The 11,932-nt window shown below is 37.4% G+C and carries 12 protein-coding genes; 3 read left to right on the top strand and 9 right to left on the bottom strand.

The genetic code is table 11. The features are described from left to right. Window positions 1–117 precede the first annotated feature (117 nt). On the top strand, window positions 118–264 hold the full coding sequence (locus tag AC3B5B_RS07120; protein ID WP_489757872.1) for an SPJ_0845 family protein: 147 nt from the start codon (window positions 118–120) through the stop codon (window positions 262–264). An 89-nt stretch (window positions 265–353) separates the two neighbouring features. On the opposite strand, the gene galE is transcribed toward AC3B5B_RS07120, so the two are convergent. Both galE and AC3B5B_RS07110 read right to left on the bottom strand, forming a co-directional pair. After that, window positions 354–1,343, bottom strand: coding sequence for a UDP-glucose 4-epimerase GalE (galE, locus tag AC3B5B_RS07115; RefSeq protein WP_489757871.1), 990 nt, complete (start codon window positions 1,341–1,343; stop codon window positions 354–356). A gap of 244 nt (window positions 1,344–1,587) precedes the next feature. Continuing rightward, window positions 1,588–1,995 carry an iron-sulfur cluster biosynthesis family protein gene (locus AC3B5B_RS07110; RefSeq protein WP_489757870.1) on the bottom strand — a complete coding sequence of 136 codons (408 nt, stop codon included), beginning with the start codon at window positions 1,993–1,995 and terminating at the stop codon, window positions 1,588–1,590. An 85-nt stretch (window positions 1,996–2,080) separates the two neighbouring features. Between AC3B5B_RS07110 and AC3B5B_RS07105 the strand changes: the two genes are divergently transcribed. Further along, window positions 2,081–2,803 (top strand): SIR2 family NAD-dependent protein deacylase, encoded by a 723-nt coding sequence (locus AC3B5B_RS07105; protein ID WP_489769720.1) that lies wholly within the window; start codon window positions 2,081–2,083, stop codon window positions 2,801–2,803. Between the two features lie 78 nt (window positions 2,804–2,881). On the opposite strand, the gene yihA is transcribed toward AC3B5B_RS07105, so the two are convergent. After that, complete coding sequence (gene yihA, locus AC3B5B_RS07100; protein ID WP_489757868.1) at window positions 2,882–3,463, bottom strand: ribosome biogenesis GTP-binding protein YihA/YsxC; 582 nt, start codon at window positions 3,461–3,463, stop codon at window positions 2,882–2,884. A gap of 4 nt (window positions 3,464–3,467) precedes the next feature. After that, the gene (gene clpX, locus AC3B5B_RS07095) at window positions 3,468–4,721 is read right to left on the bottom strand and encodes an ATP-dependent Clp protease ATP-binding subunit ClpX (RefSeq protein ID WP_489757867.1); all 1,254 of its coding nucleotides are present in this window, start codon (window positions 4,719–4,721) and stop codon (window positions 3,468–3,470) included. Between the two features lie 131 nt (window positions 4,722–4,852). On the opposite strand from clpX, the gene AC3B5B_RS07090 reads away from it, so the two are divergent. Then, window positions 4,853–5,776, top strand: coding sequence for a lactate/malate family dehydrogenase (locus AC3B5B_RS07090; protein ID WP_489769719.1), 924 nt, complete (start codon window positions 4,853–4,855; stop codon window positions 5,774–5,776). A gap of 105 nt (window positions 5,777–5,881) precedes the next feature. Here AC3B5B_RS07090 and tig read toward each other — a convergent pair whose 3' ends face one another. The 5 genes from tig to rpsO all read right to left on the bottom strand — a co-directional run bounded on the left by tig (window position 5,882) and on the right by rpsO (window position 11,901). Continuing rightward, the gene (tig, locus tag AC3B5B_RS07085; RefSeq protein WP_489757865.1) at window positions 5,882–7,171 is read right to left on the bottom strand and encodes a trigger factor; all 1,290 of its coding nucleotides are present in this window, start codon (window positions 7,169–7,171) and stop codon (window positions 5,882–5,884) included. 142 nt (window positions 7,172–7,313) lie between these two features. Then, window positions 7,314–8,504: an elongation factor Tu gene (gene tuf, locus AC3B5B_RS07080; protein ID WP_489757864.1), complete on the bottom strand. Its 1,191-nt coding sequence runs from the start codon at window positions 8,502–8,504 to the stop codon at window positions 7,314–7,316. Window positions 8,505–8,687: 183 nt separating this feature from the next. Beyond that, the gene (locus tag AC3B5B_RS07075) at window positions 8,688–9,587 is read right to left on the bottom strand and encodes a hypothetical protein (RefSeq protein WP_489757863.1); all 900 of its coding nucleotides are present in this window, start codon (window positions 9,585–9,587) and stop codon (window positions 8,688–8,690) included. Window positions 9,588–9,679: 92 nt separating this feature from the next. Beyond that, window positions 9,680–11,377 (bottom strand): ribonuclease J, encoded by a 1,698-nt coding sequence (locus AC3B5B_RS07070; RefSeq protein WP_489757862.1) that lies wholly within the window; start codon window positions 11,375–11,377, stop codon window positions 9,680–9,682. Window positions 11,378–11,631: 254 nt separating this feature from the next. Further along, window positions 11,632–11,901, bottom strand: a complete 270-nt coding sequence (gene rpsO, locus AC3B5B_RS07065; protein ID WP_489757861.1) for a 30S ribosomal protein S15 — start codon at window positions 11,899–11,901, stop codon at window positions 11,632–11,634. Window positions 11,902–11,932: the final 31 nt, after the last annotated feature.

Raw genomic sequence — 11,932 nt, 5'->3', positions numbered from 1 at the left:
ATTTTAACCCGTGTTTAACAAAATACCAATTGATTTACCAAATCTGAGTTTCAACAATAAATAGCTGAAATATGCTATACTGACAGAGTAATTAACCTAGTTAAAGAAGGTGAAATTGTGGGTCTAACTGTCAAACAAGAGAATAATTTTGAAAGTTTATTTGATAAATTTGCTTCTTTACCAGATGAAACTCAAAAAAATCTAGATGCCGTTAAACAAACCGAAAACAAATTGAAACAGGCTAAAGATCACAAGAAAAAATAATTAATAAAAATGAGGTCGAAATCAAAGTTCTAGCACTCAACTGCCAAATGACTTTGAATTCAACCTCTATTTTTTTACTATTGCATTAATTATTTAGCATAACCTTCAGGGTGTCTTTGTAACCAACGCCAAGCAGAATCAATAATAGTATCAATATCCGTATACTGGGACTTCCAACCTAAAATGTCTTGAATTTTACTACTATCAGCTACTAAAGAATCTGGATCACCACCACGGCGGGGCGCATCCACAGCTTTGATATTCACACCGGTAACTTTGCGCGCTGCCTCAACGATTTCCTTAACAGTGAAACCTTGTTTAGAACCAATGTTAAAGTAGTCACTTTGACCACCTTGCCGTAAATATTTGAGACCTAAGTAATGAGCTTGAACTAAGTCTAAGACATGTACATAATCGCGCACATTATAACCATCACGAGTTTGATAATCATTACCGCACATATCGACATGATCACGTTGGCCTAAAGCAGCTTGCAATACAATCGGAATCAAATGTGTTTCCGGACGATGATCTTCACCCAAGTCACCATCTAACCGGGCCCCTGCCACATTAAAGTACCGAAAAGCTAACCACTGAATGTCATATGCCGCGCCGTCCCAACGCATGATTTGCTCCATCATCAATTTCGTTAGTCCATAAGGATTAATGGGATCTTTGGGGTCATCTTCTTTAATTGGAACTTGCTTTGGCGTACCATAAACCGCGGCTGAAGATGAAAAGATCAACTTTTTAACTTGATGGTCATTCATCACGTGAATCAAATTAATTAGACCGACTACATTGTTATCAAAATAGTCATTAGGCTTTTCAATTGATTCGGGTACTTGAATATAAGCACAGAAATGAAAAACTGCCTCAATATCTTGTTCTGTAAAAACTTGCTCCAAAAAGTCCCGGTCACGAATATCGCCTTGGTAGAATGGCACACTGGCCGGAACCGCATCACGATGACCGCGACTTAAATTATCGACCACGACCACGTCCTCTTGCTCTTGCACCAATAAGTCTACCATGTGTGAGCCAATGTAACCCGCACCACCTAAAACTAAAACTGCCATTGTCAAACCTCCATTGAGAAAACGTCTATTATTTCATTTAATTTTATTATAATCACTTCCCAGAATGAATACCAATTAATTCCAGTTTCATACCAAAAGCCTATCAATTTAGGATTTAGCAAAAGATATTGACTCTACATAACTAAAAATCCTCGAAATTAAGTTTCATTTCGGGGATTTTTAATTTCTACGAATCTGATCAATTATTTCGTACAACTAACATCATTTGACCAAACACCCAACCCTAATTGGCAATATTGTCAATCTTTTCCAAACGCGTTTGAGGAGGTTGTTGCTCCTTAGATAAGTCAATAATTGGCACACTATTATCAATCACACCAGAATTATCACCAATTAATTGAATCGTACCAGCAGCGTCTTGGATTAAACGGTTATTGGTATCTAAGAATTCTTTCGAATAACCTTTAACTAAGAAGTTCCCTAAGCTAGTTTCAACGTGGTCGTTAAAATCAATTAAATCCGCACTGGAGTTAACAATCGTTAAATTAAAACTAACTTCCAGTCCACAAGTTGCTTGCACTTTTGAATAAACGCCGACCCCATCATCAAAATTTAGTAAAATTGTTAGTTTGGAATTATCTGCATACTGTTGTAACCTTTTCTGAACAGACTGATCAAGCTTTACAAACATCCTGCAACCTCCTTGTAGTTTTCTAACTAGAATGGCGTTATTATAACACCATAATTACTTTAAGACTGGTGGGAGGCCTTCAAAAATGAACTATGAACAGCAACTGAGCACATTAAAGCAAATGCTCTTAACTGCACGCAAGACCGTTTTAATTACAGGTGCGGGTTTATCAACTGCTAGCGGTTATCCTGATTTAAACGCCATGAACCAGCTAGCTTTGCACAATCCAATTGCTTGCGTACCTTTAATGGAACTTTTGACGAACCGGTTTGCTCAACAGCAGCCTCAAACGTTTTATCAATTATACCGCTTGACCCATTTTCGTCCCGCTAGTCAACCCAGCATTGCTCACAAAATTATTAATCAATTAACTGAACAACAGTATTTTCAAGGTATTATCACTTATAACTTAGATCATCTACACGCTTTAGCTGGGACGCAAAACGTCGTTGAATATTGGGGCAGTATTAATGAAAACTATTGTGTCAAACAGCATCACCTTTTTGATCTGAACTTCATCCAACAACACACTGTCCCCTATTGTCCCATTGATCATTCACTAATTTTACCGGTTTTTGTTTTACGGAATATGGTGGCAATCAAAGAACGCGTCTTAGCCGGAAACAAATTAATCCAAACAGCCGATTTAATTATTGCTTTAGGAACAAAATTGGGACACGGCTTACCCGCTAATCAAGCTCAATTAGTCGTTTTAAATGATCAACCTATTAATGTCCCACAACAGATCCATCTCTTCATCAATGGTTCACTTGACCAGATTTTAACTGATTTAAAAGCCAGTTTATAAATTATTAAGCCCCACCATAAAAAAACTAGAACCACTTTGCCAGTTAGTTCTAGTTTTTTTTAAATATACTAATATCAGTTAACAATGATCTGCAATCCAAGTCCAAACTTCATCGCGGCCTGCTTTGGTCATTGAGCTAAATAATTGTAATGAATCACGTTGATTCAAGTCTAACGTATGGTTAACTAGTGAGACCGTTTTATTCCATTGATTGCGTTTAACCTTATCCATCTTCGTGGCCACTACCAATGTCGGAATTTTATAGTAACTGACGAATTGATACATAGAAACATCATCTGCACTGGGCGCCCGGCGACCATCTACTAGAATAATCATTCCCCGTAATTGTTTGCGCGTGGTCAAATATTCTTCAATCATTGCGCCAAACGCCGCCCGCTTTTGTTTGGAAACTTTCGCATAACCATAACCGGGAACATCAACCAGGTATAACTGCTGATTAATTCCGTAAAAATTCAAAGTTTGCGTTTTACCGGGAGTACTAGAAGTACGTGCAAAATTTTTCCGTTGAATTAAAGTATTAATTAAGGATGATTTGCCAACGTTAGAGCGCCCCGCCAAGGCAATTTCAGGCCAACCATCAGTAGGATACTGACTAGCACTCACGGCACTTAAGTCCATAGTAACATCTTTAATCTGCATTAGTTTAGGCAACCTTACCTTTACTATCATATAGTGAAGGCTTTTGTGAACCTTCAACTGACTTTTTCGTAACCACCACGCGCTTAATATCGTCCCGACTAGGCACTTCATACATCGTATCCATCAAAGTGGCTTCAATAATTGATCTTAAGCCCCGCGCACCAGTATTGCGCTTCAAAGCTAAATCGGCCATTGCTTCTAAAGCATTTTGATTAAACTCTAGCTTGACATCATTTAAAGCAAATAAGCGTTGATATTGCTTAACTAGGGCATTCTTAGGTTGGGTTAAGATTTGAACTAAATCATTCCGGGTTAATTGATCCAAAGTCGTAATAACTGGAATCCGGCCAATAAATTCAGGAATAATCCCAAACTTCATTAAATCTTCCGGAATAACTTGACTCATTAACTGGGCTGAATCATCGACATTTACTTGTTGACTATTGTCCATGCCAAAGCCAATCGTTTTTTCACCCAGGCGATTTTTAATAATTTCTTCAATGCCGTCAAAAGCCCCACCAACAATGAACAAAATATTGCGCGTATTAATTTGAATCATTTCTTGTTGTGGATGTTTCCGACCGCCCTGTGGTGGAACATTAGCAATCGTACCTTCTAAAATCTTTAATAAAGCTTGCTGCACTCCTTCACCAGAAACATCACGGGTAATGGAAACATTCTCGCTTTTTTTCGCAACTTTATCAATTTCATCAATATAAATAATGCCGTGTTCGGCTTTGTCGACATCAAAATCCGCATTTTGCAATAACTTCAACAAAATATTTTCAACATCTTCACCAACATAGCCCGCTTCTGTTAACGTAGTAGCGTCAGCAATAGCAAAAGGAACTTGTAAAATTTTGGCTAAAGTTTGTGCTAAATAAGTTTTACCAGAACCTGTTGGTCCGATTAACGCAATATTACTTTTTTGCATTTCTACGGCTTGATCGTCATCTTTAACTTGACTATTGACACGTAAATAATGGTTATAAACTGCCACTGCCAAATTTTTCTTAGCTTGTTGTTGACCAATGACATATTGATCCAAAATGGCCATAATTTCTTTGGGTGCAGGTAAATCCGTAATTTCGAGAGTTTCTTCTTCATCGACTGCATCATCAATAATTTGTTTACATAAATCAACACATTCATTACAAATATAAACTCCAGGACCAGCAACAATTCGTTGGACTTGGTCTTGGGACTTACCACAAAACGAGCAAACAATTGCCCCGTTATCACTGGTACTATCAAACATAAAATTATTTCCTCCCAATTTCAGTCTCAAGCTATCTTTTTTGCAATAAAAAGCTTAGCATAGACCTTAAGAAAAGTAAAAAAAGAAACTTTTACTCTTCTTAATTATACACGAAAGTAGGGAGCACAGATATGAATAAGGTTGGAATTATTGGACAAGGTCATGTTGGAGCCACGACGGCATTAGTAATGGCGCAAAGAGGACAAGTCGGCAAATTAGTTTTGGTCGATAAGAATATGAAAAAGGCTCAGTCAGAGCAATTGGACTTACAAGATCAAATTGCATTATTACCTAACGACATGACAATTGAAATTCAAGATTATCAAGCCGAGAATTGGTCTCAGTTAAGCGATTTAGATGCGTTAATTTTTTGTCCTGGTAAAATCTCAGCTTTACTAGATCATGGTGGCGAGCGGGACTATGAACTAGGTTTAACTAGTCAGATGGTTCATGAAATTGCACCTAAAATTAAAGCCTCCGGTTTCAATGGTGTCATCGTCACAATCACCAATCCTTGCGATGTGATCGCCAAGTTATTACAAGAAGAAACTGGTTTAGCGCCACAGAAAATTATTGGTACGGGTATCGGTTTGGAAACTGCGCGGATGCACCGGGTAGTTGGCAAAGCCACTAATCATAATCCTCATGATGTTAGCGGTTACGTTTTAGGAGAACATGGGGACACTTTATTTGTCGCTTGGTCTAGTGTCAAGGTTGCTGGTCAAACGCTTGATAATTGGACGTTAGATTTACCACAACTAACTCATGACACAGCCAACGGTGGTTATGAAATCTTCTTTGGCAAAGAATATACTAACAACGGTATTGCCACGATTGTTAATCAGATTGTCGAAGCTGTCTTGACTGACGCCCAGGTTGCGATGCCCGTTAGTTCTTATGACGCACACAATGGAATTTATATTGGACAAGTTGCCGTAGTCGGCCAAACCGGCGTTAGCGCCATCGTTCCGGTGCCTTTAGATGCAACTGAACAACAAGCTTATCAAAAATCAGTAACTGCCATTAAAGCTAATTATGCTAAAGTTGCAAAGTAAATAGCTACTGATAATAATTAGTCAATAGTCAATAAAAAAAGCATCTTTCAATTCCTCCACAAAAATTCTGGGAAATGAAAAATGCTTTTTATTTGATCAAAATGATTATTTTTGTACTGCAGAGTCAGTCATTAAATCAACGACCTTCTTGATTGCAATGTCATGGTCAAGCATTTCTTCAGACAAAGCATTCTTGACAGCATCTTCTTGCATACCATAATCAGCTGCTAATTCTTTAACTTCTTGATCACGTTCTTCAGCCGTAATTTCAATATTTTCAGCTTTAACAATAGCTTCTAATAATAAGTTAGTCTTAACGCGCTTTTCAGCATCTTGACTAAATTGCTTCTTTAGATCATCTTCAGTGGTACCAGTCATTTGATAATACATTTGGGGATTAATACCCTGACGTTGCATGTTGCCCAAGTATTGATCAATTTGATTTTGAACATCAGTATCAATCATTGCTTGCGGAATTGCTTCGAAGGTTGCATTATCAATAGCTTTATCAACAGCTTCAGTTTCAATTGCATCTTCAGCCATTTGTTTCCGTTGCTTTTTCAAACGATCTTCAATCTTAGTTTTCAATTCTGCCAAAGTATCAACGTCTTCATCAACGTCTTTCGCAAAATCGTCATCTAATTTTGGTAATTCTTTGGTTTTAATTTCATGAATTGTCGTTTGGAAATGAGCCTCTTTACCCGCTAAATCTTTAGCTTGGTAGTCTTCTGGGAAAGTAACTTTGACATCCACTTCATCGCCACTTTCATGATCAATTAATTGATCTTCAAAGCCTGGAATGAAAGAATTCGAACCTAATTCTAATGAATAATTTTCGGCACTGCCACCATCAAAAGCTTTGCCATCAACTGTTCCTTTATAATCAATCACAACAGTATCACCTTTTTGTGATTTGCCGGATTCTTTCAAGACCAATTCAGCTTGTTGTTTTTGCAAACGTTCTAAATCTTTGTCAACATCCTCAGCAGAAACCGTAGTATCTTGCTTCTTAACTTCTAAACCTTTATAGTCACCCAAAGTTACTTCTGGTTCTACAGCGACGGTTGCAGAAATTTTCCAAGGTTGATCAGCTTCCATGCTATCAATTGAAATTTCTGGTTGGCCAACAGGTTTAATTTCAGTTTCATCAATTGCTTGAGAATATGCCATTGGTAAAACGGCATTTAAAGCATCTTGATATAATGCTTCTTCACCATACATTTGATCAAAGACCACACGTGGCACTTTACCCTTCCGAAAACCCGGAATATTTAAAGTTTTGCGTACACGTTTAAATGCGGTATCTAATCCTTGTTTAATTGTCTCTTGATCAATTTCAAAAGTTAATTTGCCATCTTGATCTTTTTCTTTCGTCCATTCAGCTTTAGCAGCCATAATATCCCTCCGGTACTAATTATCTCATACTTTATCCATCTTACCCTAAATAAAATAACTTGTAAATGTTCCAAAGCGTTATTAGACCAAAATTTATGTACAAAAAAAGTCTGGCGCACCAGACTTTTAGTTGCCATGAAAATTAGTCTAAAATTTCAGTAACAACACCGGCACCAACAGTACGTCCACCTTCACGGACAGTAAACTTAGTACCTTTTTCGATAGCAACTGGAGCAATTAAGTCAACTTCAAAAGTTACATTATCACCAGGCATAACCATTTCAACGCCATCAGGTAATTCAATAACACCAGTAACATCAGTTGTATGGAAATAGAATTGTGGACGATAGTTAGAGAAGAATGGAGTATGACGTCCACCTTCTTCTTTAGTTAAGATGTAGACTTCACCCTTAAACTTGTTATGAGTTTGGATGGAACCTGGCTTAGCCAAAACTTGACCACGTTCGATTTGATCACGGTTGATACCACGTAACAAGACACCAACGTTATCGCCGGCTTCACCTAAATCAAGCGTCTTACGGAACATTTCCAAACCAGTAACTGTTGAATGACCATCTTCATCATGCAAGCCAACAATGTCAACTTCATCACCGATCTTAACTTCGCCACGGTCAATACGACCAGAAGCAACAGTACCACGACCAGTAATTGTGAAGACATCTTCAACAGGCATCAAGAATGGCTTGTCATTACTACGTTGAGGTGTAGGAATGTAGTCATCAATCGTATCCATTAACTTTTCAATGACCTTAACTTGTTCAGGGTCACCTTCCAAAGCCTTCAAAGCGGATCCACGGATAACTGGAATGTCATCCCCAGGATAATCGTATTCGGATAATAATTCCCGAACTTCCATTTCAACTAAGTCAACTAATTCATCATCGTCAACTAAGTCAGTCTTGTTTAAGAAGACTACGATGTAGTCAACACCAACTTGGTGAGCTAACAAGATATGTTCACGAGTCTGAGGCATTGGGCCATCAGTTGCAGCAACAACCAAAATTGCGCCGTCCATTTGAGCAGCACCAGTGATCATGTTTTTAACGTAGTCAGCATGTCCTGGGGCATCAATATGAGCGTAATGACGCTTTTCAGTTTCATATTCAACGTGAGCAGTGTTGATTGTAATCCCACGTTCTTTTTCTTCTGGAGCCTTGTCAATATCAGAATAATCTTCAGCTTTAGCTAAACCTTTATCAGCCAAAACTTTAGTAATTGCAGCTGTTAAAGTTGTTTTACCGTGGTCAACGTGACCGATTGTACCGATATTTACATGGGGCTTAGTTCTTTCATAATGTTCTTTTTCTGCCATGAAAAGAAACCTCCTGTTTGTCATCTGAATTATCTTCACAAAAAAATATAAAGAGTATTGCAAAGACAACTCTTTATGCAAGAATTATACTACTTTTGGTTCCAAAAACAAAGCGATACCGACCAAAAATATACTCTTAGTAGTATACAAACTGAGTTATCAAATGTAAACCAATTTTCTAAATTAATTGAATAAACTTAATAATTCATCTAATTTATCCAACCACTTATCTACTTTAACAGCTTTTGCTGGTTTTTCAAGTGATTGGGTATTTTTTTCATTCTCCCAGCGAGATTTGATCCGCTGCAACCATAAATCTGGATCGCAAATAATCTGATCCGTAAACGGATATAACATTGCCGCTAATAAATTGGTTTCATCCTTTAAACGATTATCCACTAGCTGTTTTTGCCAACTAACTAAACTATTCAATTGATAAATTAACGGGGTTTTTGCTGGCAAAAACTTTTTGTCAGTACCATAAAAATTAATTTTAACGAGATGTTGAATTTGTAACTTGACTAAATCTTCCGTCAAGCCCGCTTTCAATAACGGATGCAAATAAGGGTTTTGCAAAAGCACTTGACTGCTTTGTTCAAAATCCCAACTCGTTAAACAATGTAATTGTAAAATCAAATTAGATTGTTGCATTAAAGGCAAGGTTACAATGGATAAAATCTGCTGTTTTAACTGTTTAATTTCAGCTAAATGTCGTTGATAGTAACGCTGTTGATGTTGGTCAATTACTGTTTGTAACTTTTTTTTAATAGAATTTAAATCCGACGGCGCTTGTAATAATAATTGTTGGGCCTGAAGGAAATTATTGATTCCAATCAAAACATCAATCACCAAGGCTAAATTCGATGCCGTAGTTAAAAAAAGCTCTACATCAGGCTGAAGTAATTGCCAAGCCAATTGATCCTGTTGGGCTTGATGTCTTGCTTTAACTAACGCCAATTGGACGGAAAAGCTCGGTTGGAGTAGATAAGCCTGATCTAACGATTCCGCAGCGGCTAAATAATTCTTTGTTCGTTGATATTCTTGGGCTGCTTGTAATAGAGCTTGATAGCTTTTTTCTTCCAAGTTTGATTACCTCTAGCTAGATAGTAAAAAAGTCAAATTACTAAACAATAAGCTTCTTTAGCATTTGACTTCTTTACACATAACTTCATTAATTATTGATGACTATGCTGCGCTTTACGATGCCGATTTTGGTTAACTTCCATGATAACTGGCAAGATAACTGGATGACTCTTAGTTTGTTCCCATAAATAATGATTCAAGTCTTCACGAACGTCTTGTTTCAGTTCCGACCAATCAAAATCTTTATGCAATAAGTTATGTTCTACTGCTCGCACAACCACCTCGCGACTGCCAGCCAGTAATTCCGGCTTTTCTTCCAAACCAGCAAAACCACGGCCTGTAATCTGTGGCTGAGACATAATTTTCTTTTTCTTGCGATCAATAGTTACTACAGCAATAAAGACACCATCTTGGGACAATAATTGCCGATCGCGCAAAACAATGGTTCCAATATCACCAATGCCCACACCATCAATCATAGTATCACCAGCAGTTACTGCTTGAGCTAAATGAAACTGTTGTTTTTCATAACTTAAAACATCACCATTTTTTAAAACAAAGACATGATCTTGATCTAATCCGGTTTCTAAAGCAATATGCAAATGCGCATCCAAATTACGGTATTCACCCTGAATCGGAACTACATTTTGAGGTCGTAAAATATTAATCATCAACTGCAAATCACTTTTGGCAGCATGTCCCGAGGTATACAACCCCGAGTCACTTAAACTTTTAACTTCACCGCCCGCACGAAAAATCAAGTCCCGCGTTTTGGCAACCGTCGTTTCCATTGCATGTGATGGTGTCGTCGTTAGAAAGACTAAATCGCCCTCTTCAATATGGTAAAAATGATGATGACTAGTAGCCATTTTTTGTAAAATCTTGATTGGTTCGCCCATGCGGCCAGTTTCAATAATGACAACTTGATTTTTGGGTAATTTTTCAGCTTGACGCGCACTGACTAATAAACCATCTGGCACCGTCAAATAATTTAACTTAATCGCCGTCCGTACAATTTTTGATGCACTTTGACCTGTCAACACCACTTTTCGCTGCGTCTTCTGCGCAGCATTAAAGATTTGTTGCATCCGTAAAATATTAGAAGCGACCGAAGCGACAATTATCCGCCCCGTTTGGTATTCAAAAGTTTCCCAAATATAATTATAGATATCCCGCTCATCCGCTGCTGGATAAGGTGATTCGGCATTAGCCGAATCACTTAATAAGGCTAAAACTGGTTCTCGACCAATATCGGCCAAACGCTGATAATCAGTTTGATAAATTGAATCTGCTGATTGATCAAATTTAAAATCACCCGTATAAACCACTTGACCAACTGGTGTCCGAACCACTACTCCCAAAGAATCAGGAATCGAATGCGTTGTTTTGAAAAAGGAAATACTCAATTGCTCAAAATCAATCGCCGTTTGCGCGTCAATTACTTGAAAATTATTAAATTTACGACTATTTTTATTATTTTTAATTGCAATTTTGGCCAACTCAATTGTCAATTTGGAACCAAAAACGGGAATATCATAGTCTCCGACTAAATAAGGTAAAGCTCCAATTGCATCAGCATGACCATGTGTTAAAAAGACCCCGACTACTTTATCGATATTCTCTTGAATGTAAGTAAAATCTGGAATCACCACATCAATTCCCAATAATTCATTTTCCGGATATTGTAATCCACAATCTAAAATAACAATTTCATCCCCGTATTCAACGGCATACATATTTTTTCCGTTTTCTCGTAAGCCACTTAACGGAATTATTTTTAAATTTGCCAAATATCTCACCCTTCTGCTGTTAAGTATTTCAAAATCTTGCAAGATCTTGCTGTCACTTCGTGACTACCTGAATGCGTTTGTCTCATTGTAGCACAACTCTCTAATTTTTTATACAAAACACCAATCTGGAATTGACTTATCACTGTAAAATTTCAAAATTTGACTGGGGGATTGTCAGCAAAGAATTCTCAAATCCAAACCACAAAAAAACTGTTCGAATAAATTCGAACAGTTCCTTAAATTTTGGATAATTATTAACGACGTAAGCCTAAACTTTGAATCAAATTACGGTAACGATTAATATCGCTCTTCCGTAAGTAAGCTAATAAATTACGACGATGACCGATCTTCTTTAACAAACCAACATAAGAATGATGATCCTTCTTGTTGATCTTCAAATGATCGTTCAAATTGTTAATTTCATAAGTTAAAATTGCAATTTGGACTTCTGGAGAACCAGTATCGCCTGCTTTACGACCGTACTTTTCAATTAATTCTTGTTTCTTTGCTTTAGTTATTGCCATGTCAAAAACCACCTTCATAAAATTAATTCAG

This window comes from Bombilactobacillus sp. ESL1187, assembly GCF_058107155.1.
The sequence above is the reverse complement of the archived record's forward strand: the minus strand, read 5'-3'. Positions and strand labels throughout refer to the sequence as shown.

What these genes read in the sequence shown, in the direction of transcription:
- tuf (WP_489757864.1), bottom strand. Translation starts at nt 8,504, where the DNA reads ATGGCAGAAAAAGAACATTATGAAAGAACTAAGCCCCATGTAAATATC.
- AC3B5B_RS07090 (WP_489769719.1), top strand. Translation starts at nt 4,853, where the DNA reads ATGAATAAGGTTGGAATTATTGGACAAGGTCATGTTGGAGCCACGACG.
- galE (WP_489757871.1), bottom strand. Translation starts at nt 1,343, where the DNA reads ATGGCAGTTTTAGTTTTAGGTGGTGCGGGTTACATTGGCTCACACATG.
- tig (WP_489757865.1), bottom strand. Translation starts at nt 7,171, where the DNA reads ATGGCTGCTAAAGCTGAATGGACGAAAGAAAAAGATCAAGATGGCAAA.
- yihA (WP_489757868.1), bottom strand. Translation starts at nt 3,463, where the DNA reads ATGCAGATTAAAGATGTTACTATGGACTTAAGTGCCGTGAGTGCTAGT.
- clpX (WP_489757867.1), bottom strand. Translation starts at nt 4,721, where the DNA reads ATGTTTGATAGTACCAGTGATAACGGGGCAATTGTTTGCTCGTTTTGT.
- rpsO (WP_489757861.1), bottom strand. Translation starts at nt 11,901, where the DNA reads ATGGCAATAACTAAAGCAAAGAAACAAGAATTAATTGAAAAGTACGGT.
- AC3B5B_RS07105 (WP_489769720.1), top strand. Translation starts at nt 2,081, where the DNA reads ATGAACTATGAACAGCAACTGAGCACATTAAAGCAAATGCTCTTAACT.
- AC3B5B_RS07110 (WP_489757870.1), bottom strand. Translation starts at nt 1,995, where the DNA reads ATGTTTGTAAAGCTTGATCAGTCTGTTCAGAAAAGGTTACAACAGTAT.